This is a genomic window from Winogradskyella sediminis (assembly GCF_003387355.1).
Taxonomy (GTDB): Bacteria; Bacteroidota; Bacteroidia; order Flavobacteriales; family Flavobacteriaceae; genus Winogradskyella; species Winogradskyella sediminis.
The window spans coordinates 571,015-596,334 of sequence record NZ_QUNH01000001.1 but is presented as its reverse complement, the minus strand read 5'-3'; the positions used below and the strand labels follow the sequence as shown (position 1 = coordinate 596,334).

The following is a 25,320-nucleotide window of genomic DNA, read 5'->3' as shown; positions in this document are numbered from 1 at the left end:
TATCATCATTGCATTTTCATAGCATTTCTATTGCAATAACCTAACCTAAAACTTATAACTTAATCCTGTATATAACCCTATAAAGAAAGGTTTAAAATCACCAGTGGTATTGTTAAAAGTATTTATTTGATACTTAAATGTTGGTTCTAAGTTTATATTCCATTGTCTAGAAATACGGTAATCCATACCTAAACCAAAGTTGGCACTAAAACTGGTGTCATTGATATTATTGGCCTCTCCAATTAATTCAGATCTTCCATTAATATCGGCGTAAATTTCATTTTCACTTAAAAATAGCGTGCTAAATCCACTAATAATATTAATACCAAATTTAGTGTCTAACAAACGGTATTCTATCTCTAAAGGAATTTCTATAAACCCAAAACGTTGATCTATTTGACCAGCAATTTTTGTGTTAAAAAGTTCAGGTGTAGATGATCTATTCATCATTTTTGCACTCATAAGTGATACCTGCTGCGTTTCATTACTTGTGCTAAATGCAATATTATTAAATGAGGCATCATTACTTCTAGCCGCTGTTTCTGGCCCTACAAAAGCAAATACATCTGAAGTGGTTTGATTGAGATTAACACGATTAATACCAGCTCTAATTTTTATTTTTTTAGAAATAGCATAGCTACCAGCAATACCGTAACTCATATTCACATCAGAATTTTTAGAGTTTTCGTTAAACTGTTTGTCTAGAGAAGACCCTTCGCCAAAGGCATTAAAATAAACAGGTGCAACATTTGGTGCAATGCTCCACCTGCTTCTGTCATCTTCTTTTTCTTCTTCACTTATAGTTTCATTATTTTCAGCAATAGCATCTTCAATAGTCTCCTCTTCTAAATTTTCTGATATTAATTCCTGTAGTTCTGTGTCATTTATTTCTGAAGTTTCATCGTTGTACTCAGAGGCTGCTGTAGTAGTTTTTGTGCGCTCTGAAACAATTGTTTTAGAGTCTATAAGGTTCTTTTTAAGTACAGATTGTTTTTCGATTTCTGAAGCCAGTTCCGTGCTGTTATCTTCTTTTATATGCGAAGTAGACGTTTTTGTCTGGTTTACAATTCTTACAGCTTCAGGTTCATTAGAAACGGTGGTGTTTTTAACACGCTTATCAGTTTTATTTTTAACTTTATTATTTGTGGTATTAGCCACTGCATTCGATGTTGTATTCGAATATTTAGGTGTTGTTAATCGATGAGACGCTTTGGTGTTTTGCTGAGGTTGTTCTTCAGAATCGTTTACTTTAGAGTTTTGTTCAGTACTTATATTAGTATTAGCTGTAGTGGTAGATTCTTCTTTAACCTTATTAAACTCATGCTGACTATTATCCGTTGCAGTATTTGTAGGGTCTTTTTCTAACGGAGTATTTTTATCTTCTGAATTTACAATAGGAAATTCTTGAATATTATTATCAGTATTAAATACCGTAACGCCAACAGTAAACAAGAGTGCTATAGCTGCGGCGACACCACCTATCTGCCACCAAAGTGCAATTACTCTACGCTTTTTCTTTTTATGAGGGAGACTTTCGTTTATACGATCCCAAAGTGCGTCATTTGGTGCGACTTCAAAATCTTTAAACTTTTCTTGAAAAAGTCTATCTATGTTTTTTTTATTATTCATTTTATAAACTCTGCGAACTTGGGGTCGCGTTGTAGGTTTTTATTTTTTCTTTTAAAATCAATCTCGCTCGTGCCAAATTAGATTTTGAGGTACCTGTTGAAATTTGAATTAATTCACTAATTTCAACATGAGAATAGCCATCTAAAACGTATAAATTAAATACCAGTCTATAGCGATCAGGTAATTCTTGTATGATCTTTAATAAAAAATCAATACTAACATCCTCTTCATTAATATCCACAGAAACATCTTCAATATTACCTTCATTGATAATATCAAAAACACCAACGTCTTCTCTATAGCGTTGCAATGATGTATTAATTGCAATGCGTTTAAGCCAGCCTTCAAAAGACCCTTTATTATTATACTGATCAATTTTACTAAATATAGTTATAAACGAATCATGCAGATTATCCTCTGCTTCTGCATAATTTTTAGAGTACTTAAGACAAAGCGAAAATAATTTACTTGCAAATTGCTTGTATAATTGGCCTTGGGCTTGAGCATCTTGTTTAATACATTTTTTTATGAGCTTGTCTAAACTCACATTAGTAAAGGGATTAATTAATAATTAGTCGTTTATTGCATATTCAGAAACCGGACGTTCATTAAGCACAGGAACTTCAACTAAATAATATTGCTCTTCCCCGTTTTCATCATGTCCTTGAAAAAATTTAAACAAATAAGTTTCTGTACTAGTTACAATAAAATTTAAACTCACAGTTACAGATTCAGTTTCTTCAATACAGTCTGTACCTGAATATACGGTATTAATTACAGCAACAGTACGTTCGTTCTCATTGATGTCGTAGAAAAAATTATAGAATTGATAACAATTAGAAGGTCTGTTATAAGTGATTAAAATTTCATACGTTTCTCCATTAACAAAAGATTCTGGCATTTCAACACTTTCTATAGGCAAAGTTATTGTGCCTAAATAATTATTATCAGTCCCATCATCAGGGCTACAGGACGTAAGCACTGTGATAAAAGCAAAGACTAAAAGGGCATATTTTTTCATAATTAAAAATAATCAATTTCACCTTGTAGATGTAGAAAACCTAAAAGGGTTGCGTCTAAAAGCAAAAAAATCCTGATTTTGATTCAGGATTTTTTTTAAGAATAAGGTTTAGGACTCTTTAATGAGTGTTCTTACTTTCTCTTCTAGTTCGTCCATAAGATCAGGATTATCTTTAATAATCATCTTTACAGCATCTCTACCTTGACCAAGTTTAGTGTCTCCATAGCTAAACCACGATCCGGCTTTTTTAACGATATCATGTTCTACGGCTAAGTCTAAAACTTCACCGACTTTAGATATACCTGCTCCATACATAATGTCAAATTCTGCCAACCTAAATGGAGGTGCAACTTTGTTTTTTACCACTTTAACTCTGGTTTTATTACCCATAACGTTGCTATCGCTATCTTTTATTTGTGTAGAACGTCTTATGTCTAAACGTACAGAAGCGTAAAATTTTAAGGCATTACCACCAGTTGTTGTTTCTGGGTTACCAAACATAACTCCAATTTTTTCACGTAATTGGTTAATGAAGATTACCGTACAATTTGTTTTGCTGATAGAAGCTGTTAATTTTCTAAGCGCCTGAGACATTAAACGTGCATGTAAGCCCATTTTAGAGTCTCCCATCTCACCTTCAATTTCACTTTTAGGTGTTAAGGCAGCAACAGAATCGACAACAACAATATCGATAGCTCCAGATCTAATTAAGTTATCTGCAATCTCTAAAGCTTGTTCACCATTATCTGGTTGAGATATAATTAAATTATCGATATCTACATTTAACTTTTCTGCATAGAAACGATCAAAAGCATGCTCAGCATCAATAAATGCAGCAATACCTCCTGCTTTTTGAGCTTCAGCAATAGCGTGAAGTGTTAAAGTTGTTTTTCCCGAAGATTCTGGTCCATATATTTCGATAACACGTCCTCTTGGATAGCCACCAACGCCTAATGCAATATCTAATCCTAATGAGCCAGAAGAAATAGCATCTACATCTACAACAGCTTGATCGCTCATTTTCATTACTGTCCCTTTACCGTAAGCTTTATCTAACTTGTCTAAAGTTAATTTTAACGCTTTTAACTTTGCATCTTTTTCATTACTCATATGTTCTGTTTTCTAAGATTTTTTAAAATATTATTCAAAAATACCACTTATTTTAATTAATAACATTTCTAGTTTCAAATTACTACAAACGGAAGTAATGTTTTTAAAAATAATACACATCGATTTATTTTTGTTTATGCATATAAGGTATAAAAAAACCAGAACAAATCGTTGCTCTGGTTTTATTTATAATTCGGTTAAGTTGTTTTAAAACAATCCAATGTATGATGCATCTGTTGTACCTGTTTGCAATACCGCACCAGTAGTGTAACCATCTGCACTTGTAGAGCTTGGATCAAAAATGTAAACATTACCAACACCGCCTAAAGACGCTAAAGCCATATATAATTTGCCATCAATAACGCTAGCCCATTGGTATTGACGTAACCATAGATCGATTGGAATATTCATTTCTACTGCTGTTTTGTTATATACATCTATACGTATAACTTTCCAGTTAGAACTAGAATTATCACCCAAATCGGTATTTAAAACAGGAACGTATCCAATACCATTTCCTACGTAAAACCATCCTGTGTTAGCTTCTGCATTATAACCTAATAGTGAGCCAATGTCGAATTTATTATAACTTGTATCGTAAACACCGTTGCTGATTTTCATAATAGTTGCAGATCCATTAGTAACCATTTGGTAGGTGTCTCCATTCTCATCTATATGAGCTACTGGTGTTCTATAGCCATTTGTTGATCCTTGTGCTATTGTAGATACAATTGTAGTTTCATTTTCTAAAGATGGGTAATCTACAACAAGGGTTTCAATATTATCGTAAACCATTGTGCCATTTTCACCTGTTAAGGCATCATAGAATCTCTTTGCTGCACCATAATAAAGTTTGCCATTAGCAATGACAGGAGCATCTATACGGAAGGTATGAATACCTTCTTCAGAATTGTCTTCGTCATAAGGAAATTGAAAAGATCTGTTTTCTAAAACAGTCATTGTATTTAAGTCTACTCGTGCTAATGTTACTGTAGCATCCGTTCTTAGGTATGGAGAATTTTCATCGTCTGGATCTTCATAAATATGCTCTGTAGTTACATTGTGCAGCATGGCATAGTTATCATCAATTTTTGTCCAACGAGGATATAACGTTCCCATAACAGCTTGAATATCGGTTGTTAAAAGTAAGTCGTAGTTTTGTCCGCTGATATAATCATATTTGGCAATATCACCACCGCCATAGTTTAAATTGTAAACCGTTTCTCCATCATTAGAAGTATATAAACGTGCCGTACGCGTAGACGGAACTTCTCTGCCATAACCATTAAAGGTATACGTTTTATTAGGATCATTAAGTTCTTCTACTGTTGTTCCTTGTATATAGGTTTCAGATTCACCTGTTGGACTAGACCCAATTACTAAATGATAAGGTCTGTAATCCGAAGAATTTGATGGCTCCGAAGACGGAGAATCATCCTCACTACAAGAAAATGTCATTAATGATAAAGCTGATAAACAAGCGAATCGAGATAAATATTTAAAATTCATAATATTAAATTAATTGATTTATAAAATTGAAAACGTTAGTTTGCCATAAAATCCTCTTCCAGGTTTTTGAAGGGCATAATTGTCGAATAATTGGTTGTTAAGAATGTTTTTAACATCAAAACTTAAAGAGACTTTATTTTTAGGAAATGTGTAAGCAAAACCAGCGTCAAATGAAACTTGAGACGGAATTACTATTTTACCAGAACCACCCAGTACACTACTATGTCTAAAAAACTCGTGTACATACAATAAGTTTGTATAAGTAGATAAACGCGATCCTTTTTGAATAAAATTTTGCGTATTATATTTTAGATTATAGTTCATTGTAAAATATGGTGTATTGGCTAACCTTTCGTAAGTTGGTGTTATAGGGTTACCATCTACATCATAAGTTACATTGTAGTCTCTCGCATTAAAAAATGAGGTATTCGCGCTAAAGAATAAACGTTCTTTAAAGTTATAATTTAGTGTAAAATCTACACCTTCGGTATAAATTTTTCCAACGTTAGAGTTTTCAAAAAATTCTTCGGTGCTACCTGTCGGAAACTGCATAATTAAATCTTCCGTATCTCTTATAAATACATTTGCTGTGACACCAAAGTTGTGTTGTTTAAATTGAATATCATCGTAAGTAAATCCTAAATTGTAATTATTACTGTGTTCTGGTTTTAGGTTAATGGAGGCATTTAAATTTGCTGCTACATTACCAAAAACTTCATTAGCTTCTGGTAGTCTAATGGCTTTTTCTGCAGAACCAAATACGGTGATCTTAGGTGAAAAGGAATACGAAATTGAACCACCAAAACCGAAGTCATTAGAACTAATGTTGTTTTCTTCAATAAATATGGTAGATGTAGAAGTGTTAGAACTTCGGGTACGTAGCTTAGATGTTCTATCCATATAGTACGATTTTCCAAAAACAGAAGTTCTTAATTTTTCATCAAAAGCTTTATTTTCAAAGGACAACGTTAAAATTGATTTTAAATATTCACGCTCCTCTCTTAAGGCATTTTCTGCAGCTGGAAGCATAGGGTCATCAGAATCTCTTGTAAACGTATTAAGTAGATGATTAATTTGAATGGTGTTATAATCATTAATATGATACGCAACATTAGTTCGTACATTTATCGTTTCATCTATATCTTTTTGAAGTGTAGGGTCACCAGCCTCAGCACCAGTGGCCCAAACATCCGGATCATTATAGTAACTTGTAGGATGACCTAGCCAACTGTATTGTGTAGCAATAGTGTCTATCGTTTTTCTGTTGAGACGAGAGTACGAAGCAAAGGCGCTTACATCTATATGCTTTAGCACTTCCTTTTTAGCGTATTCTAAGCTATACATTTTGGTGTTTTGCTCGGTAAACCGGTTACCATAAACGATTTCCATGGTGGCACCTGTTTGAATTTGCTGATCCATATTAGAGAGTAATACTCCTGCTAGTAGTTTATCTGCCCAAGAGACATTGGTATAACCAAATTCTGCTTTTCCTCCTTGCGATCTATAACGATCATGAAAACGTTTAGCACGTATGTACACATCTGGTGTGCCTGCAGAGAGGGCTACTGCTACTTGGTCTCCCCAAACCTCATAATCGTTGTCGGCATAATTTACAAAAGCAGAGCCTCGAGCTGTAAACCCATTTTTGTTATTTCTGTAGCCACCATTTATATCGGTTCTATAGGTGCCAAAAGATCCTGCAGAAACAGACGCTTTTAATTCATTTTTAGTAATTCCGTTGAGCACAATGTTGATGGCTCCACCCATAGCATCATCAGATAAATGAGGTGGTACAACTCCTTTGTAAACTTCAATACGTTTTATAAGTGAAGGTGGAATGCTATTTAAAGAGAAGGAAGGTCCAAAATTTCTAATAGGCACTCCATCGATGAAAATTTTTACAGAGTTTCCGGTCATTCCATTAAGGTTATAATGTGCATGAGATCCAAGACCTCCCGACTGTCGCACTCTAACACCAGCAGATTGATCTAATAACTCATTTACTTGTATAGATTGAACAGCAGCTTGTTTGGTTTCAATAACATTTACAGCAAAACCTTTATCTTCTATTTTTTGTTGTACTGTTTTAGACTTTACAAATACTTCGTCTAATGCTGCGACTTCTAGAGTTACATTAACTTCTTTATTTTTTTCATTCAATACAACGGTCACCGTTTTAGGCGTATCATTTAAAGCATAAAAAGCGATTGTATACGTGCCGTAAGGAATATCTTTAAAATTAAACGCGCCATTTATATTGCTATTAGTTTCTTTAGTGAGCGCTTTTCCTTTTAAAACAATAAAGGTAGAGACAGCGGGTTCATTTGAATTGTATTTCACCTTTCCATAAAAATTCCCATTCTGACTAAAAGCTGAAAAACTACAGAAGACTAACAAAAAAACAGAAAATATTTTGATTTGAAACACGTATAAATTTTTGACAAAAATATCTCTATTTTTATTCATTCCAAATAAAAATAATGTTTTTTAGTGCATTATTTTTTTAAGGCATTAAAAAACCTCCAATACGATTGCAAAACCTTATAAATGATCTTAATTGTTATAAGAAAAATAGAATATAGTTTTAGTGGTGTATTACATTTATAATGAGTTGATTATTTGCGTTATGCTACCGTCGGTTTAAAGTCTAATTTTTTTTTTTTTTTCAATTTTATGACGCAACCATTTTACACTTTCTACATCTACTAAATGAAAAAGGAAAAAATTGCTATGAAAAACACTACTATCAACTCTGAAGTTCATTTTAGAGTTGAGTAGCCAATTTTTTCTAAATGTTTTAGTTAAAACTAGGATGTCTTCTATTTAATAGGGATATTATAATATTTGGTGTTTCAGTTACCGTTTGTTTTGCCTCAGTAATTGTGAAGCCGATGAAGATTAACTTTTTAAGTTAAGTTTTAAGTTAGTAAGTTAATCTAAAAGCACTTTGATTTATCAATGTGCTTTTTTTTGTGCCTATTTTGAAGCCTTTTCATTAAAAACAATACCTTTGCAGCTTATTATTTATTTAATTCTTTAACCTTAAAAATTAGTATAGCATGCAACTGTACAATAACTTAAGTGCAAAAGAGAGAGCAGAACTTATTGAACAAGCGGGAAAAGAACGCTTAACCATCTCTTTCTACAAGTACGCCAAAATTAACAATACCGAAATTTTTAGAAACCACCTGTTTTTAGCTTGGGACCAATTAGAGGTCTTAGGAAGAATCTACGTGGCAACAGAAGGTATTAATGCACAGCTTTCGGTCCCAGCCGAAAATTTTGAAGCTTTTAAAAATCATCTCGATACCATTTCGTTTTTAGAAAATGTGCGATTAAATATTGCGATTGAGCATAATAATTTTGCCTTTTTAAAATTAAAGGTTAAAGTCCGTAAAAAAATTGTAGCAGATGGATTAAATGACGAGACATTTGATGTGACTAATAAAGGTGTCCATGTCAATGCCAAAAAATTTAATGAGCTAATCGAAGATCCAAACACTGTTTTGGTCGATATGAGAAACCACTATGAAAGTGAAATCGGACATTTTAAAAATGCAGTAACTCCAGATGTTGATACCTTCCGTGAATCTTTAGATTTAATTGAAGAAGATTTAAGAGAACATAAAGAAGATAAGAAACTTGTAATGTATTGTACAGGTGGTATTCGTTGTGAAAAAGCCAGTGCTTATTATAAACACAAAGGTTTTAAAAATGTATTTCAGCTCGAAGGCGGTATCATTAATTACGTAAGGCAAATTGAAGCAGAAGGTTTAGAGAATAAATTTTTAGGCAAAAACTTTGTTTTCGACGAGCGTAGATCTGAGCGTATTTCAGATGATGTTATAGCCAATTGTCACCAATGTGGTGAGCCCGCAGATTTACATACCAACTGTGCAAATGAAGCTTGTCATTTATTATTTATTCAATGCGATTCATGTAAAGAAAAGATGGAAAACTGTTGTTCTACAAATTGCATGGAAATAAATAGATTACCATACGAAGAACAAAAAGCCTTAAGAAAAGGACAAGGCAATAGTAATGATATCTTCAAAAAAGGACGTGCAGATCACTTACCCTATAAAAAAGACTTAAGAAATATTTTTGAGACTTTAAAAACGGATAAAATCTAAATTTCGATGCAAAATATTGAATTAATGGCACCAGCGGGAAATTTTGAATCCTTGCAGGCTGCTTTAGGTAATGGTGCTGATTCTGTATATTTTGGTGTGGAACAGCTCAATATGAGAGCGAGAGCTTCCATGAATTTTACTTTAAACGATTTAAAAGATATTGTAACGCGTTGTAAAGCCAAAAATGTTAGAAGTTACCTTACCTTAAACACCATAATTTACGATCACGACTTATCTATTGTAAAAACCTTAATCAAAAAAGCAAAAGAAGTAGGTGTTACGGCTGTAATTGCAATGGATCAGTCGGTAATTAATGTCGCCAGAGAGCACGGCATGGAAGTGCACATCTCAACCCAAATTAATATCACCAATATAGAAACTGTAAAGTTTTATGCCCTGTTTGCAGATACAATGGTCTTAAGTAGAGAATTGAGTTTGCGGCAGGTGAAGCACATTACAGAGCAAATTGAAAAGGAGCAAATAAAAGGACCCTCTGGTCGATTAGTAGAAATTGAAATATTTGGACATGGTGCGCTTTGTATGGCTGTTTCTGGTAAATGTTATTTAAGTCTGCATGCTCATAATTCTTCGGCAAATAGAGGTGCATGTAAACAAAATTGCAGAAAAAAATATACCGTAATTGATCAAGATTCTGGTTTTGAAATAGAGCTTGATAACGAATATATTATGTCTCCAAAAGATCTGTGTACTATAGATTTTTTAAATGAAATTGCTGATGCTGGGATTAAAGTATTAAAAATTGAAGGACGAGGGAGAGCGCCAGAATATGTTGCTAAAGTCATTAAATGCTATCGCGATGCTATAGATAGCGTTAAAAATGAAACTTATAGTAAAGATAAAGTCATTGCTTGGATGCAAGATTTAGAAAAAGTTTACAATAGAGGGTTTTGGAGTGGTTATTATCTGGGTCAAAAATTAGGTGAGTGGAGTACAGGATCTGGTTCTCATGCAGTGCAAAAGAAAGTGTACTTAGGAAAAGGCACTCATTTTTACCCTAAAGCTAAAATAGGAGAATTTAAAATTGAAGCCTTTGATATCACAGTGGGCGATACCATCTTAGTTACGGGTTCTACAACTGGTGCTAAAGAAATACAAGTTACAGAAATGATGGTTAATGGTACAAAAACCGACAAAGGAACTAAAGGAGATTTGGTAACATTGCCTTTAGACTTTAGAATTAGAGCGTCAGATAAGCTCTATAAAATTGTTGAAAATAAAGTTGAAGCCTAATGGTTATTGTAACGTTACAGCGTCATAAATGCATTGGTTGTAATTATTGTGTAGAAATGGCTCCAGGTCAATTTCAGATGTCAAAAAAAGATGGTAAAACTGTGCTGTTAAATACCAAGGAAAACAAAGGTTTTTTTACTTTAAAATCTAATGATTATGAGATTTTAGAAGCTTGCGAAAATGCTTCAAAGGCTTGTCCGGTAAACATCATATCGGTAAAGCTAAGTTAACTGTAAGTATACGGTTTTACAAGGGTTTTAGAAATTAGGATATTGGTAATATCAAATCAGATTTTAGCTAACTCAGGAAATAATCTTATCTTTACTCATTAATTATTTACGAATCCTCCATCTAGGCTTAAATGATCTAGATTAATATATAAAATTTTTATGGCTTGTAACAGTTGCACAACTGGAAATGATAGCCAACCAAAAGGATGCAAAAACAATGGTACTTGCGGTACAGATAGCTGCAATAAACTTACCGTTTTTGACTGGTTAGCTAATATGTCGCTTCCAAACGGACAACAACCCTTTATTGGTGTTGAGGTGCGTTTTAAAAACGGCAGAAAACATTATTATAAAAACACAGAAAACCTTACATTAAGCATTGGAGATATAGTGGCAACACAGGCAAAGTCTGGTCACGACATAGGTATGGTTACCCTTACTGGCGAATTAGTTAGAATACAAATGAAACGCAAAAAAGTAAGACTAGATGATACCGAGAATGTTTTAAAAATATACCGAAAAGCTTCACAAAAAGATATTGATATTTGGTCCGCTTCTAGAGATAAAGAAGAGCCAATGAAGGTGAAAGCACGCCAATTTGCTATAGATTTAAATCTGAAAATGAAAATTTCAGATATTGAATTTCAGGGCGATGGCAGTAAAGCAACATTTTACTATACTGCAGAAGAACGTGTAGACTTTAGAGAGTTAATTAAAGTTTTTGCTCGCGAGTTTAGAACACGAATCGAAATGAAGCAAGTAGGATTTAGACAAGAAGCTGCTAGGCTGGGAGGCATTGGTTCTTGTGGTAGAGAGCTCTGTTGCTCTACGTGGCTAACAGACTTTAGATCCGTGAGTACTTCGGCAGCACGATACCAGCAACTCTCTTTAAATCCCTTAAAGCTTGCAGGTCAGTGTGGAAAATTAAAATGCTGTCTTAATTATGAACTAGATTCTTATTTAGACGCTTTAAAAGCGTTTCCAAAATCAGATACTAAATTGTATACTGAAAAAGGAAATGCCGTATGTCAGAAAACAGATATTTTTAAAGGTCTAATGTGGTATGCTTATGAAGGTGAATGGATGAATTGGCACATTATCACTACAGAGCAAGCCAATGAAATTATTAGTAAAAATAAGAAAAAAGAGAAGGTAGCTAGTCTAGAAATGTATGCGGTAGAGCATATTGAAGACACTAAAAACGAGTTTGAGAACGTTGTAGGTCAAGATAGTTTAACGCGTTTTGATAATCCAAAATCAAATAAGAAACGTAAAAACAATAGAAATAACAGAAATAAGAATAAAACTCGAAATCGTAAGCGCAATCAAAATTCTAATGTAAAGTCAAAGTCAAAGCCAAATGCTAAGAAAAATTAATGGGTTATTTTTTGTAGTTATTAGTTGCGTCTTATTCACCAACTGTGATGCTAATGCTGTCTTTGATACGTATAAATCTGTGCCTAGCGAATGGCATAAAGATTCCATTGCAACTTTTAATTTTAAAGCACCAGATACTTTAAAAAAGTACAATTTATATGTTAATCTAAGAAATACTAATGCTTATAAATTCAGTAATTTATTTCTTATTGTAGAGATGAACTATCCAAACGGAAAAGTAGTAAAGGATACTTTAGAATATAAAATGGCAGCACCAAACGGTGAACTTTTAGGTACTGGTTTTTCAGATTTAAAAGAGAACAAACTCTGGTATAAAGGGTTTAAAGATCCATTTGTTTTTAAAGAAGAAGGTGATTATACTGTTAATATTCAGCATGCTATGCGAAAAAATGGTGTTGTTAATGGTGTAGAGAAATTACAAGGCATAACTGAAATTGGTTTTAGAGTAGAACAAGCTCAAAAATAGTAGACATGGCAAAAAAGAAAACAACGAAATCTAAAACGGATACTTTAGATTTTTCAAAATATGTACGATGGTTTTGGATCGTGTTTTTAGGAGGCATCTTAGCCGTCGTATTTATATTTTTATTAGCGTCATGGGGAGCTTTAGGTGAAATGCCAGATCCTTCGAGATTGGCAAACCCTGAAACTAATTTAGCTTCAGAAATTATTTCTTCAGATGGAGAAACCTTAGGGAAGTTTTATTTTGATGACAATAGAACCCCAATCGGTTACGAGGATTTGCCAAAAAATCTTGTAGATGCATTGATTGCAACTGAGGATGTGAGACATTTTGATCATTCAGGTATTGATGGTAGAGGAACATTGAGAGCTTTTGTTTATCTCGGAAGAAAAGGAGGTGCAAGTACCATATCACAGCAGCTCGCAAGGCAATTATTTATTGGTTTTAGAGATAAGGAGAGCACTACAAATGCCATAATTCAAAAAATACAAGAATGGGTTTTAGCTATTCGTTTAGAACGCCAGTATACCAAAGAAGAAATTATTGCCATGTATTTTAACATTTACGATTTTGGTAACAATGGAGATGGTATTCGTTCTGCATCACGTATTTATTTTGGTAAGGAACCAAGGGACCTAGAAACAAAAGAGTCTGCTATGCTTGTAGGCATGTTTAAAAACTCTTCATTATATAACCCAAGACCGCATAAAAATCCAGTTGGTGTTAGAAATAGGCGTAATGTCGTATTAGATCAAATGGCTAAATACGGTTATATTACTGAAGCTGTCAGGGATTCGCTTCAACAAACGGAACTAGATTTAAACTATTCACCAGAATCTCATAGAGAAGGAATTGCAACATATTTTAGAGAATATCTTAGAGGGTTTATGAAAGAATGGGCTAAAGATGACAGCAATAGAAAACCCAATGGTGATAAATACGATTTGTATACAGATGGACTTAAAATCTATACCACAATAGATTCTCGAATGCAACAATATGCGGAGGATGCTGTAGGAAAGCATATGCCAAGATTACAAGCTGAATTTGATAATCAAAATACTCCAGAACGAAATAAAACAGCACCATTTCTAGATCTTAGCACATTAGAAATAGATAAGTTATTGAAAGATGGTATGAGACGCGGTGAGCGTTGGAGAATTATGAAAAACCTAGGGAAGTCGGATAAAGAGATAGAGGCATCATTTTATGAGCCAACTGACATGAAAGTTTTTAAATGGATAGATGGAGAAGCAGGTGAGGTTGATACGATTATGAAACCTATCGATTCCATGCGCTACTATAAGTCTTTTTTACGTCCTGGTATGATGTCTATGGATCCTCATACGGGTCATGTTAAAGCATGGGTCGGAGGGATGAATTACAGGCATTTTCAGTACGATATGGTAAAGCAAGGTAAAAGGCAAGTCGGTTCTACTTTTAAGCCTTTTGTATATGCTACAGCAATCGACCAATTACAATTATCGCCTTGTGATGTTTTTCCAAGAACACCAATTACTATTGAGGCTAATAAGTTTGGAAATCCAGAACCTTGGACCACTAAAAACTCTGATGGTAACTATTCAGGAGAGCAGTCCTTAAAAGATGCTTTGGCCAGTTCTACAAATACCATTACTGCTCGTTTAATGAATGAGGTAGGTCCACAACCTGTTGTGGAAATGGCAAAGAAATTAGGTGTAACTTCAGATATTTTGCCAGTTCCAGCGATTGCATTAGGAACCGCAGATATAAGCGTTTATGAAATGGTTGCAGCATATGCCACCTTTGCTAATAAAGGTGTTTATAATAAACCTGTAATGGTAACGCGCATTGAGGACAAAAATGGAACCATTCTATATCAATTTGTACCTGAAAGTAAAGATGTTTTAAGTGAAGAAGTGGCTTATGTTACTGTAAACTTAATGGAAGGAGTAACCAGAGCTGGTTCTGGAGCACGATTAAGACATAATTCAGAATGGTTAAAAAAATCGGCGATGTATAAGGAAGTAATGACGGGTTATCCTTATGAACTTTCTAATCCAATTGCAGGAAAAACAGGAACAACGCAAAATCAAAGTGACGGCTGGTTTATGGGTATGGTACCCAACCTAGTTACTGGTGTTTGGGTTGGAGCAGAAGATAGAGCAGCGCATTTTAAATCAATTACTTACGGACAAGGAGCTTCTATGGCTTTGCCAATTTGGGGATTGTATATGAAAGCGTGCTATGCTGATGAAACCTTAAATGTGTCTCAAGAAGAATTTGAGAAACCTATAGATTTAACCATCGATATAGATTGCACCGCTAAAGATGAAGGTGATATAACTGATGAAGCTGATTCTAACGAAAATATTGAATTTGATTTCTAGAAACTACCAATAATCACACCCTTATTTTATGATTATTAATTATAAGATTTGGACATAGTTTTGTATTTTTCAAAAGCAAAATATTTCTAAATATGATTAATAAAAAAGTGGCTAATATTACTGAAGCCTTAGAGGGTGTCAGTGATAATATGACCTTTATGTTTGGTGGTTTTGGTTTATCTGGAATCCCAGAAAATGCAATAGCTCACCTAGTAAAACGTAATGTAAAAGGACTGACCTGTATCTCTAATAATGCAGGAGTCGATGATTTTGGTTTAGGTTTACTGTTACATCAAAAGCAGATTAAAAAGATGGTATCGTCTTACGTCGGTGAAAATGATGAATTTGAACGTCAGATGCTCTCAGGAGAGTTAGACGTAGAATTAATACCACAAGGTACATTGGCAGAACGATGTAGAGCCGCTCAGGCTGGTTTTCCTGCAATATATACACCTGCTGGCTACGGAACCGAAGTTGCCGAAGGCAAAGAAACCCGAGAGTTTAATGGTAAAATGTATGTCTTAGAACATGCTTTTAAAGCTGATTTTGCTTTTGTTAAAGCTTGGAAAGGTGATACTGCCGGAAATTTAATTTTTAAAGGAACGGCAAGAAACTTTAATCCGGTAATGTGTGGTGCTGCAAAAATAACAGTGGCTGAGGTTGAAGAGTTAGTGCCTGTGGGTGCGTTAGATCCAAATCAGATTCATGTGCCGGGCATATTTGTGCAACGTATTTTTGAAGGCGAAAAGTACGAGAAAAGAATAGAGCAACTAACAGTAAGACAAAAAGCATAATTATGTTAGATAAAAACGGAATAGCAAAACGAATTGCCAAAGAAGTGCAAGATGGATATTACGTCAACTTAGGGATTGGTATACCGACTCTGGTGGCTAATTATGTAAGAGATGATATAGAAGTAGAGTTTCAAAGTGAAAATGGTGTTTTGGGAATGGGGCCATTTCCTTTTGAAGGTGAAGAAGATGCAGATATCATCAACGCCGGAAAACAAACCATAACAACATTACCAGGAGCTTCATTTTTTGATTCTGCTATGAGTTTTGGGATGATTAGAGGGCAACATGTTGATTTAACGATACTTGGAGCTATGGAAGTGTCAGAAAATGGTGATATAGCAAACTGGAAAATTCCTGGAAAAATGGTAAAAGGAATGGGTGGAGCAATGGATCTAGTCGCCAGTGCAGAGAATATTATCGTTGCTATGATGCATACCAATAGAGCGGGAGCGTCTAAGTTGTTAAAAACCTGCTCATTACCTTTAACTGGTGTGGGTTGTGTAAAGAAAATTGTAACAAACATGGCGGTTATAGAGGTGACACCAAAAGGGTTTAAACTTTTGGAACGAGCTCCCGGAGTTTCAGTAGAAGCGATAAAAGATGCTACTGAAGGGGAGCTGATTGTTGAAGGAGATATTCCTGAGATGAAATTGTAAAGACTTGAAAAACATTAAGTAAGAGCCGTTATAAAAAAACGGCTTTTTTTGTACGGAAATTCTTCATATTATCTGTGAAATGTTAAAAATAAACGCATTTCATCGATTTATAATGTATTTAAGCTGATTAGATCAAAAATATATGTCATATTGCAGCATACAAATGAAACTAATTTGTTAACCTGATTTTTATAACATAAACCGAAATTTACCTTTTTGCCCTAAATCTACCATAAATTACAGCTTATGAAAACTAAATCAAATCTACCAGAACCTACTTTAAATGAAGATCACGGATTTTCAGGATTAGAAAGCACTTTGGAGTTAGTCTCAAATGTTTTTAAATTAGCCAAAAGAGTATTCATGCTATAGTCCTTTTGGAATAGCATGAATAAGCTTTTTTGTGTAAGCTTGTTTTGGAGATGCATAGATAAGATCTGCTTCTCCAATTTCTTCAATTTTTCCGCGATTCATTACTAATAATTGATCAGCCATATATTTTACTACGGCTAAATCGTGAGAAATAAATATGTAGGTGAATCCAAATTGAGATTTTAAATCATTAAGTAAATTTAATACTTGGGCTTGCACAGAAATGTCTAAGGCCGAAACAGACTCGTCACAAACAATAAGTTGCGGTTCTAAAGCAATTGTTCTTGCAATACCGATACGTTGGCGTTGACCTCCCGAAAACTCATGTGGGTAACGGTTATAAGCTGAAGCATCTAAACCTACTTTTTCTAAAATAGTTATTACTTTTTCTTTTCGTGCAGTATTAGAACTACCAATATTATGAACAATCATAGGTTCAATAATAGCATTTCCCACTGTTAAACGTGGATTTAATGAAGCAAAAGGATCCTGAAAAATAATCTGAATATCTTTGCGTATCTCTCGCATTTCCGAACGTCTTAACTTAGTAATATCTTTTCCCTTATATAGAATATGGCCAGATGTAGCTTTATCTAATTGTAAAATAGCATTACCAAGCGTTGATTTACCACAGCCAGATTCTCCAACCAAGCCTAAAGTTTCGCCAGGGAAGACCTTAAAACTCACGCCATCTACAGCCTTAAATTCTTGGTCTTTAGAAAACCATCCCGTTTTTGAGAAATAGGTTTTTCCCACATCAATCACTTCTAATAAAGCGTCTTGCGTATATAAGTTTTTATGATGTTCAGCTCTTTCAGTATCAGTAACAATAGTTTTGTTAACGTTATCAGTCATAAAATCTGAAATCGTTGGTAATTGTTTTAATCTGAATTCGGTTGATGGTCGTGCGCCAATCAATGCTTTTGTATAATTATGTTCTGGGTGATTGAATATCGTATCTGTGTTGCCTTGTTCGACAATTTCACCGCGATACATCACTAAAACCCGATCCGCTAATTCTGAAACCAAAGACAAATCATGTGAGATAAACAATACACTCATTTTTGTTTCAGTCTGAATGGTTTTCAGTAATTCTAAGATCTCTTTCTGAACGGTTACATCTAGTGCTGTTGTTGGTTCATCTGCAATCAGCAATTTAGGTTTGCAAGCTATTGCCATTGCAATCATAACACGTTGCTTTTGGCCACCAGAAATCTCATGCGGATAAGCTTTATAAATACGCTTTGGATTTGGTAATTTTACTTTTTCAAATAGATGTAATACTTCAGATTTTATTTCCGAAGTCGATAGTTTGAAGTGTTGTTGTAAGATTTCTTCAACTTGCTTACCACAACGCATGGACGGATTTAAAGAACTCATTGGTTCTTGAAAAATCATAGCAATGTCGTTTCCTCTAATCGCTTCGAATTCTTTTTCGGAAAGTTCAACGAGATTTTTATCTTCAAATAGAATAGAACCCGACGTAATTTTTGAAATCTGTTTAGGTAATAAACCCATTAAAGCCAAAGAAGAAATAGATTTACCAGATCCAGACTCGCCCACCACAGCCACAATTTCGTTCGTTTCAATTTGATACGAAATGTTATTTATGATTTGCTTTTCAAGCTTATCCTTATAGAAGGAAATATGCAGTTGATTTACACTAAGTAAGTTTGCCATAATTAAAGTTTTCAATCTAATGCGCTAAATTACACATGCTTTATTTCATTATCATGAAGCAATTCGTCTCCGCGCAATCGAAGGAAAATTTGAGCTACAGCAATAGTGTCTTTTTCACAATAGACTATAATACGGTCTATTTCTTTTTCTTTATAATACACACGATAAACTTCGCTGCCGTCAATATCATCTTTAGGAGAAGGAATGCCTAAAACGTTGGTTAATAATTTTAATGAAGTGTACGTTTTATAATCCCCAAATTTCCATAGTTCTAGAGTGTCTAAGTGTGGTACTTCCCAAGGTTTTTTGCCAAATAGGTTTAACTTATAAGGCAATTCTATATTGTGAATGATCATACGTCTTGCGATGTAAGGAAAATCGAATTCCTTACCGTTATGCGCACACAATAAGTGTTTGTTAGAGCTAAAATGAGAAATTAATAAATTTTTAAAGTCTTTTAGAATTTTGATCTCGTCTCCAAAAAATGAGGTTACTCTAAAGGTTCGAGATTCGCCTTCCATTTTAAAATACCCAACAGAAATGCAAACTATTTTTCCGAATTCTGCCCAAATGCCTGCTCTGTCGTAAAAAGCTTCTGCAGTATACTCATCTTTACGTTGGTATCTCGATTTAGCTTCCCAAAGGCCTTGTTTGGTCTCGTCTAAATCGGAAAAGTGTTCTGTTTCCGGAACCGTTTCGATATCCAAAAAAAGAATATGTTCTAAGTTGAGTTTTGAAATCATAGTTATTAATTTTCTATATCTCAAAAAGATTTAAATAGTCTAAGAGATTTTAATAAGATTATTTTTTGAGCATTGCATAAGCCTCATCAATATAAACATAAAAATCCGAAGGGAAAAAATTAACTTTTTCAGGACTTCTATGATGTCCTAATCTAACGATGATAATGTTATCTTCAGGGATCGTAATAACATATTGTCCTAAAATCCCGATCATTGCAAAAGTGTGTTTATTATTATAGTTGCTCACCCAAAATCCATAACCATAAGGTTCTCCTTTAAATCTAGATTGCGTTGATTTTGCAACAAAAGTAGAGTCTAAAATTTGTTTGCCATTCCATTTTCCGTGGTCTTTATATAACTTTCCAAAACGAGCAAAATCACGTGCATTACTAGAGATACAACAAAAGGCTTTAGCCAATTTATTTTCGTCATCGTCTAATTGCCACAAGGCGTCACTCTGTGCGCCTAATGGTTTCCAAAAGCTTTCAGAAAGATAATCTGCCAATGGTTTTTTTGTCGCTTTTTTAATCACCATACCCAGAAGTTGCGTGCTTCCACTTAAGTATTCAAACTCTTTGCCTGGTGTTTTAACTACTTTTAAATTTAAAATGGTTGCGGCTAAATCATCATCGTAATTGGCTCTAGCGGTAATAGAAAACGGACTTGTATACGACTCAACCCAGTCTAAGCCAGACGACATGGAAGATAGGTCTCCAACGGTTGTTTTTGTGCCTTCAAATTCTGGAAAAAAATCACTAATTGGTTGGTCTAAGTTTTTTATATAACCATCCATAATTGCTTTACCAAGTAGAGCTGAGGTGATACTTTTAGCCATTGAAAATGAATTAGTTTTAGAATCTTTACTGTAATCTTCTGCGTATTTTTCATAAAAAATACTATCATTTTTTATAATTAAATAAGCGATTGTCCCATACTTTTCATTTAACACTTGTAATCGGTCTGTAGCATCTTTGGAGTTGTACTTTTTGTGTAATGGCCATGTATCTGTTGTGGGACCTTTCTTAATGGTATCATTTTCAAAATAAGGATAATCATCAATAAATGCTGTAGAATGACCTGTAAAATACACGACACGTATACCTTTTAGAATGTAATCATAATCGAAAATATATGACGCAATAACGAGTATAACAAGGATGCCTACGAGCCATTTAAATATGTTTTTGATGAATTTCATGTAGAAAATATTTAGATTTTTTTCAGTATTTAAAACTGTTTATAATATATGTTGATTTATAGGGTACCGTTGAACGTTAAATATAGTAAAAACCTGACTAAAATAAGGATTGTTGCTTGTGTTCACTTTCATGATTAAGTAACCATTGTTTTCTGTATAATCCACCTGCATAGCCAGTAAGACTGCCATCACTTCCTATGACTCTATGGCAAGGTATAATGATCCACAATGGATTTTTGCCATTTGCACTTGCAACAGCTCTTATGGCTTTTGTATCACCCAGTTGTTTTGATAATTGTAAATATGAAATGGTTTTACCAAACGGTATGTTCGCTAGAGCATTCCATACTTTTTTTTGAAATATAGTGCCTTTAGGATTCAGTTTTAAATTAAAAACGCTATGGTTTCCATAAAAGTATTCTTTGAGTTGCGTTACGCCGTCAAGTAAGGGTTCAGGTATGGGATTTGTTAGGTCTTCAAGCGTATCTATAATTGAAATAGAAACGATGCCGTCTTCGTTGCCGCTAATTTTGGCATGTCCTAACGGAGTTTCAATATAGCAGGTTTGTAGACGTGGCTGTTGCAATACTACGGTTAATTTTCAGGAGGGTCGTTATCTATAATGCCTAATCGTTTTGCTCTAGTCTCCCAACTTCGTCGTGCTAACAGTTGTAAATCGGAGACGTTATCACTTTCATCCATAATTTCTAATCCTAGAAGTGTTTCAATAACATCCTCCATAGTTACTAAACCACTTACAGATCCGTATTCGTCAACAACTAAAGCTAAGTGATTTCTGCTTTCTACAAGTTGCTCAAATAAGGTAGGGATAGGCAAGCTACGATTTACAATTATAATGCTTCTTTTTATATCAGCTAATAATTTAGATCCGTTACCCAATGCCATTTCTTTAAAAACTTCAGCCTTTAAAACGATACCAGTGATATTGTCGGCATCTTCTGTGTATACAGGGATTCTTGAAAATCTAACATTAGAATTGGCTGTAAAAAATGCTTCAACCGTCATGTTTTCATTTTCAGTCTTCATTACAGTTCGAGGTGTCATCACATCTTTAGCGTGTACTTCCTTAAAATTTAGTAGGTTTTTAATGACCTTACTTTCATTTTCTTCAAAGACACCTTCTTCTTGGGCAATTTCGGCCATAGCGGCAAAGCTTTCCCTATTTAAAACACTACCGTGTCCTTTGCCTCCAATTAACTTTGTGGTTAGCTGAAGGATCCACAATATGCCAGTATATTTTAGCGGAAAGATTAAGATATTAAGTGCTTTTGATGTGAAGTTTGCTAATTGTCTCCAAAAAGTAGCACCAACTGTTTTAGGGATAATTTCAGAAGCTACTAATATAAGAATGGTCATAATCGTAGATACGATTCCTACCATTAAATCTTCTGTAAATGGAATACCTAATACCGATCTTTCAGTAGAACCATAAAGTTCGGCATAAGCAACTTTAGCTTGAACACCAACTAATATGGCTCCAACGGTGTGTGCAATGGTGTTTAATGTAAGAATGGCAATTAAAGGACGATCGACATCCTTTTTTAATTCTTCTAATTCAACGGCATAAGCTTTGCCTTCTTTCTTTTTTATATTAATAAAAGTTGGTGTAATACTTAAAAGTACAGCTTCTAGTATAGAACATAGGAATGAAAAAAAGATGGAAATGACAGCGTAAAAAATGAGTAAGCCCATTAATAAATAAAAATTTAGATATGGCTAAGTTACAAAATGAATGTTGAATTGTAGATATATTTTATTTAGCTTCCAATAATCGACAATAAATTACTTCATATCTAAAAATACTCCTATACTGTATGATGGGTTTGCCGCAATAATTTTTCCACTTAAAAGTGAAGCATAATTAAATGAGAAGCCTAATTTTTTTGTTAAGTAATACGAAACTTCTCCGCCTAAGCCAACATATTCAATGTTGTTAGCAAATATGCTTCCTTGTGAATTTTGAGCATTTAAACTTCCGTTGTGTAAAGATTGAACAGTATTTAATCTTCCTATCAACCAAAATTTATCCTTAATTAACTGTGTACCTAACTCTAATCCCGTGGTTAATTGATCTGAAAAATCATTGGTTCTATTATTAAAACCGAAATACAATTTTCCATAAAAAGATTGCTTGTACAACTTAAATGATTTCCCTAAGTTAAGCTGTAATAATTGATTAAATTCTCCATCACCTGTTTGAAAACTACCATCAGAACCGCCTTCACTTTTTCCAGTTGGTAATCCTAATTTTAACGAGGCAGATAAAGCCCAAGAATTTTTATGAAAAATGCCGTAATTGACACCTAAATCTATATCTCCAATAGAATTTATAGCTTCACCTTCGGTTAAAACTTGTCCTGTTGTTCCAGAAACAGCATCGTTTTGAGTTGTTCTAGCAAAAAAGGGAATGTATGCAATTAAATCCCATTTTTTAGTCAGGCCATATTGCCCGTAAAAATTAAAATTAAAATTTGTTCTTGTGGCATTAGGATCTTTATCTCCAGTATCTGTGTAATGTTCGTCAGATTCTAAATACCATGCCGAAACCTTATAATACCCTTTACCTTTATCTTTTGTCCATTGAGAGAAAGAAAATTGAAAACCTAGAATTATGATTGCTAATGTAGCAACTGATTTTTTTATAGTCATTGTAATTGTCTAAAATGAATTAATCTAATATTTCGCCTGTTCCTACTTTTACTCCAAATGGTTGACACCAATAAAGTAAATACGTGTAATCGTTAATATTGGTACCAGGAATAACGTAACTGTGAGCACCATTAAAAACACTAACAGGTCCTACGCTATACGCACCAGAAATAGAATTGGGGTTATTAGTTAAGTACAAATACAAGCCTGGTAAACTTGTTGTAGCTTCATAATCACTGTTTACTGAAATTAGTAAATCGTTTGAGTTATCTTGTGCTTCTATTGTAAAAGTTCCTGTTAATAAATAGCTACTAGTCGTTACAATTGTTCCCGATTTAATTACGGGTTCTTCAATAATTACTGTGCCATCCTCAGAGATAGTTACCGTAAAACTTTCTATTAATGATACATCGTTATTTTGAACACTTGCAGATATTGTTGTTGTGCCCTCAGCAACTGCAGTCAATAAGCCAGAAGTATTAATTGTAGCACTACTAGTGTTAGAACTGTTCCATGTTATGGTAGTTTCTTCTTCAATGCCAATGGTATTAAAATAAGTTGCATTAAATTGATAGGTTTCAGGAACAGGTAAAGAACTAATAGGATTAATAATTCTTAATTCAGGTTCTACAAAATCATTAATAATATCTTCACCAATACAACTTGTGAATAAGATAAATAATGACATTAAGAAATATGTACACTTTCTAATCATAACTAAAAGATTTATGAAGAGGTGGTCTACAATATTTTGAAGTACTTACAAAAAACTGTTAAATATTTAATTATTTTTCAGGATTTGTTTTGTGTATTTACGGAATATGTAATCTTTAATGTTGGTTTTTGTGGTTGATAATCATTGGGTTAATGGTGTTTTAGAGGTTCGTTCTAAAAATATTAAATAAAAAACTCAGTTTTAGAAATAACGTTAAATTCCTGATTGATTGAATCCGAATTATAACGAAAGAAGAGATTATAAAGTGTCTGTTAACTTTATGCTACAAAGAAATGGATGAGGTTTACCCAATCAATGTCACCACATTCTTGGCAACCTTTCGACTACGCTAAAAATGACAAATTAATATAAAATTTAATGCTTATCTAACCATTAATAATTTTAACGACATCCTTAGCAAAATAACTAGCAATAATATCTGCACCAGCACGCTTAAATGCCATGGTGGTTTCTAACATTATTTGATCGTGATTAAGCCAACCTTTTTCCGCAGCCGCTTTAATCATAGCATATTCACCAGATACTTGGTAAACTGCAACTGGCACATCAACTTCGTTTTTAATTTCTCTTAGGATATCGAGATAAGAAAGTCCTGGTTTTACCATAACAATATCGGCACCTTCTTCAATATCTATCAACGTTTCTCTCACCGCTTCTATTCTGTTACCAAAATCCATTTGATAGGTTTTTTTATCTTTTGGAACATCTGTCATATCTACTGGTGCGGAGTCTAAAGCATCTCTAAAAGGGCCGTAGAACGATGAAGCATATTTAGCAGTATAGGCCATAATACCAGTGTTTATAAAACTTTCCTGTTCTAATAATTCTCGAATTTTTAATGTTCGTCCGTCATTCATGTCACTTGGAGCCACAAAATCAGCTCCCGCTTGTGCATGTGTTAATGCCATTTTTGCTAAAACTTCAGCGGATTCATCGTTAATAATCATCCCGTTTTTTACAATGCCATCATGACCTACAGAAGAATATGGGTCTAAAGCCACGTCGGTCATTATTAACATTTCAGGACAGGTATCCTTTATTGTTTTAATGGCACGTTGCATTAATCCATTTGGGTTAAGGGCTTCTGTGCCTTTATTATCTTTTAAGTTATCAGGAACTTTTACAAAAAGTAAAACTGATTTTAAACCTAAACTCCAAAGTGTTTTTACTTCGTTTTTGAGTAAATCTAGACTGTAACGGTAGTAGTTGGGCATAGATGCAATTTCTTCTTTTACTCCTTTGCCTTCAACTACAAAAAGCGGAACCAAAAAATCATTTGGTGTAATATTAGTTTCTCTAATTAAACTTCTAATGGTTTCGTTGGTTCTTAGTCTTCTATTTCTTCGTAATGGAAACAT

At 33.9% G+C, this 25,320-nt stretch carries 22 protein-coding genes; 8 read left to right on the top strand and 14 right to left on the bottom strand.

Annotated features, from left to right (window positions below; all coding sequences use genetic code 11):
* Nucleotides 1–45: 45 nt before the first annotated feature.
* The 6 genes from C8N41_RS02530 to C8N41_RS02505 form a co-directional block, all read right to left on the bottom strand.
* Nucleotides 46–1,629 (bottom strand): hypothetical protein, encoded by a 1,584-nt coding sequence (locus tag C8N41_RS02530; protein ID WP_115838101.1) that lies wholly within the window; start codon nucleotides 1,627–1,629, stop codon nucleotides 46–48.
* Between the two features lies 1 nt (nucleotide 1,630).
* On the bottom strand, nucleotides 1,631–2,176 hold the full coding sequence (locus C8N41_RS02525; protein WP_115838100.1) for an RNA polymerase sigma factor: 546 nt from the start codon (nucleotides 2,174–2,176) through the stop codon (nucleotides 1,631–1,633).
* Nucleotides 2,177–2,200: 24 nt separating this feature from the next.
* A complete protein-coding gene (locus tag C8N41_RS02520) occupies nucleotides 2,201–2,650 on the bottom strand; it encodes a hypothetical protein (protein WP_092446022.1) in 450 nt (149 codons plus the stop codon).
* Nucleotides 2,651–2,758: 108 nt separating this feature from the next.
* Nucleotides 2,759–3,760, bottom strand: coding sequence for a recombinase RecA (recA, locus tag C8N41_RS02515; protein WP_092446024.1), 1,002 nt, complete (start codon nucleotides 3,758–3,760; stop codon nucleotides 2,759–2,761).
* 207 nt (nucleotides 3,761–3,967) lie between these two features.
* A complete protein-coding gene (locus tag C8N41_RS02510) occupies nucleotides 3,968–5,269 on the bottom strand; it encodes a hypothetical protein (protein WP_147298920.1) in 1,302 nt (433 codons plus the stop codon).
* Between the two features lie 18 nt (nucleotides 5,270–5,287).
* A complete protein-coding gene (locus C8N41_RS02505; protein ID WP_172837591.1) occupies nucleotides 5,288–7,609 on the bottom strand; it encodes a TonB-dependent receptor in 2,322 nt (773 codons plus the stop codon).
* 719 nt (nucleotides 7,610–8,328) lie between these two features.
* On the opposite strand from C8N41_RS02505, the gene trhO reads away from it, so the two are divergent.
* The 8 genes from trhO (at nucleotide 8,329) to C8N41_RS02465 (ending at nucleotide 16,563) form a co-directional block, all read left to right on the top strand.
* Entirely contained in the window at nucleotides 8,329–9,402 is a 1,074-nt protein-coding gene (trhO, locus tag C8N41_RS02500) for an oxygen-dependent tRNA uridine(34) hydroxylase TrhO (RefSeq protein WP_092446030.1), read from the top strand.
* A 6-nt stretch (nucleotides 9,403–9,408) separates the two neighbouring features.
* Complete coding sequence (locus tag C8N41_RS02495) at nucleotides 9,409–10,653, top strand: peptidase U32 family protein (protein WP_115838097.1); 1,245 nt, start codon at nucleotides 9,409–9,411, stop codon at nucleotides 10,651–10,653.
* Nucleotides 10,653–10,883 carry a ferredoxin gene (locus C8N41_RS02490; protein WP_115838096.1) on the top strand — a complete coding sequence of 77 codons (231 nt, stop codon included), beginning with the start codon at nucleotides 10,653–10,655 and terminating at the stop codon, nucleotides 10,881–10,883. The genes C8N41_RS02495 and C8N41_RS02490 overlap by 1 nt, the downstream gene beginning before the upstream one ends.
* Before the next feature lie 159 nt (nucleotides 10,884–11,042).
* Entirely contained in the window at nucleotides 11,043–12,260 is a 1,218-nt protein-coding gene (locus tag C8N41_RS02485; protein WP_115838095.1) for a PSP1 domain-containing protein, read from the top strand.
* Nucleotides 12,244–12,747 (top strand): gliding motility lipoprotein GldH, encoded by a 504-nt coding sequence (locus C8N41_RS02480; protein ID WP_092446038.1) that lies wholly within the window; start codon nucleotides 12,244–12,246, stop codon nucleotides 12,745–12,747. The genes C8N41_RS02485 and C8N41_RS02480 overlap by 17 nt, the downstream gene beginning before the upstream one ends.
* A 5-nt stretch (nucleotides 12,748–12,752) precedes the next feature.
* Nucleotides 12,753–15,113, top strand: coding sequence for a penicillin-binding protein 1A (locus tag C8N41_RS02475; RefSeq protein ID WP_115838094.1), 2,361 nt, complete (start codon nucleotides 12,753–12,755; stop codon nucleotides 15,111–15,113).
* A gap of 92 nt (nucleotides 15,114–15,205) precedes the next feature.
* Nucleotides 15,206–15,907, top strand: a complete 702-nt coding sequence (locus C8N41_RS02470; protein WP_092446042.1) for a CoA transferase subunit A — start codon at nucleotides 15,206–15,208, stop codon at nucleotides 15,905–15,907.
* Between the two features lie 2 nt (nucleotides 15,908–15,909).
* Entirely contained in the window at nucleotides 15,910–16,563 is a 654-nt protein-coding gene (locus C8N41_RS02465; protein ID WP_092446044.1) for a CoA transferase subunit B, read from the top strand.
* Between the two features lie 366 nt (nucleotides 16,564–16,929).
* On the opposite strand, the gene C8N41_RS02460 is transcribed toward C8N41_RS02465, so the two are convergent.
* From C8N41_RS02460 to hemB, 8 genes are all read right to left on the bottom strand, one after another.
* Nucleotides 16,930–18,615 carry an ABC transporter ATP-binding protein gene (locus tag C8N41_RS02460; protein WP_115838093.1) on the bottom strand — a complete coding sequence of 562 codons (1,686 nt, stop codon included), beginning with the start codon at nucleotides 18,613–18,615 and terminating at the stop codon, nucleotides 16,930–16,932.
* A 29-nt stretch (nucleotides 18,616–18,644) separates the two neighbouring features.
* Entirely contained in the window at nucleotides 18,645–19,358 is a 714-nt protein-coding gene (locus C8N41_RS02455) for a 3'-5' exonuclease (RefSeq protein ID WP_092446048.1), read from the bottom strand.
* Nucleotides 19,359–19,416: 58 nt separating this feature from the next.
* Nucleotides 19,417–20,556 carry a serine hydrolase domain-containing protein gene (locus C8N41_RS02450; protein ID WP_115838092.1) on the bottom strand — a complete coding sequence of 380 codons (1,140 nt, stop codon included), beginning with the start codon at nucleotides 20,554–20,556 and terminating at the stop codon, nucleotides 19,417–19,419.
* Between the two features lie 97 nt (nucleotides 20,557–20,653).
* Nucleotides 20,654–21,142, bottom strand: a complete 489-nt coding sequence (locus C8N41_RS02445) for a methylated-DNA--[protein]-cysteine S-methyltransferase (protein ID WP_115838091.1) — start codon at nucleotides 21,140–21,142, stop codon at nucleotides 20,654–20,656.
* Nucleotides 21,143–21,150: 8 nt separating this feature from the next.
* A complete protein-coding gene (locus C8N41_RS02440; protein WP_092446054.1) occupies nucleotides 21,151–22,269 on the bottom strand; it encodes a CNNM domain-containing protein in 1,119 nt (372 codons plus the stop codon).
* 90 nt (nucleotides 22,270–22,359) lie between these two features.
* Nucleotides 22,360–23,226 carry a hypothetical protein gene (locus C8N41_RS02435; protein WP_092446056.1) on the bottom strand — a complete coding sequence of 289 codons (867 nt, stop codon included), beginning with the start codon at nucleotides 23,224–23,226 and terminating at the stop codon, nucleotides 22,360–22,362.
* A 19-nt stretch (nucleotides 23,227–23,245) separates the two neighbouring features.
* Nucleotides 23,246–23,941: an Ig-like domain-containing protein gene (locus C8N41_RS02430; RefSeq protein ID WP_115838090.1), complete on the bottom strand. Its 696-nt coding sequence runs from the start codon at nucleotides 23,939–23,941 to the stop codon at nucleotides 23,246–23,248.
* Between the two features lie 386 nt (nucleotides 23,942–24,327).
* Complete coding sequence (hemB, locus tag C8N41_RS02425) at nucleotides 24,328–25,320, bottom strand: porphobilinogen synthase (protein WP_115838089.1); 993 nt, start codon at nucleotides 25,318–25,320, stop codon at nucleotides 24,328–24,330.

Excerpts from the sequence above, each read along its gene's own strand:
- C8N41_RS02450 (WP_115838092.1), bottom strand. The coding sequence starts at position 20,556 with ATGAAATTCATCAAAAACATATTTAAATGGCTCGTAGGCATCCTTGTT.
- C8N41_RS02460 (WP_115838093.1), bottom strand. The coding sequence starts at position 18,615 with ATGGCAAACTTACTTAGTGTAAATCAACTGCATATTTCCTTCTATAAG.
- C8N41_RS02510 (WP_147298920.1), bottom strand. The coding sequence starts at position 5,269 with ATGAATTTTAAATATTTATCTCGATTCGCTTGTTTATCAGCTTTATCA.
- C8N41_RS02440 (WP_092446054.1), bottom strand. The coding sequence starts at position 22,269 with ATGGGCTTACTCATTTTTTACGCTGTCATTTCCATCTTTTTTTCATTC.
- recA (WP_092446024.1), bottom strand. The coding sequence starts at position 3,760 with ATGAGTAATGAAAAAGATGCAAAGTTAAAAGCGTTAAAATTAACTTTA.
- C8N41_RS02485 (WP_115838095.1), top strand. The coding sequence starts at position 11,043 with ATGGCTTGTAACAGTTGCACAACTGGAAATGATAGCCAACCAAAAGGA.
- C8N41_RS02455 (WP_092446048.1), bottom strand. The coding sequence starts at position 19,358 with ATGATTTCAAAACTCAACTTAGAACATATTCTTTTTTTGGATATCGAA.
- C8N41_RS02470 (WP_092446042.1), top strand. The coding sequence starts at position 15,206 with ATGATTAATAAAAAAGTGGCTAATATTACTGAAGCCTTAGAGGGTGTC.
- C8N41_RS02435 (WP_092446056.1), bottom strand. The coding sequence starts at position 23,226 with ATGACTATAAAAAAATCAGTTGCTACATTAGCAATCATAATTCTAGGT.
- C8N41_RS02475 (WP_115838094.1), top strand. The coding sequence starts at position 12,753 with ATGGCAAAAAAGAAAACAACGAAATCTAAAACGGATACTTTAGATTTT.
- C8N41_RS02480 (WP_092446038.1), top strand. The coding sequence starts at position 12,244 with ATGCTAAGAAAAATTAATGGGTTATTTTTTGTAGTTATTAGTTGCGTC.
- C8N41_RS02490 (WP_115838096.1), top strand. The coding sequence starts at position 10,653 with ATGGTTATTGTAACGTTACAGCGTCATAAATGCATTGGTTGTAATTAT.
- C8N41_RS02495 (WP_115838097.1), top strand. The coding sequence starts at position 9,409 with ATGCAAAATATTGAATTAATGGCACCAGCGGGAAATTTTGAATCCTTG.
- C8N41_RS02430 (WP_115838090.1), bottom strand. The coding sequence starts at position 23,941 with ATGATTAGAAAGTGTACATATTTCTTAATGTCATTATTTATCTTATTC.
- hemB (WP_115838089.1), bottom strand. The coding sequence starts at position 25,320 with ATGTTTCCATTACGAAGAAATAGAAGACTAAGAACCAACGAAACCATT.
- trhO (WP_092446030.1), top strand. The coding sequence starts at position 8,329 with ATGCAACTGTACAATAACTTAAGTGCAAAAGAGAGAGCAGAACTTATT.
- C8N41_RS02465 (WP_092446044.1), top strand. The coding sequence starts at position 15,910 with ATGTTAGATAAAAACGGAATAGCAAAACGAATTGCCAAAGAAGTGCAA.
- C8N41_RS02520 (WP_092446022.1), bottom strand. The coding sequence starts at position 2,650 with ATGAAAAAATATGCCCTTTTAGTCTTTGCTTTTATCACAGTGCTTACG.
- C8N41_RS02530 (WP_115838101.1), bottom strand. The coding sequence starts at position 1,629 with ATGAATAATAAAAAAAACATAGATAGACTTTTTCAAGAAAAGTTTAAA.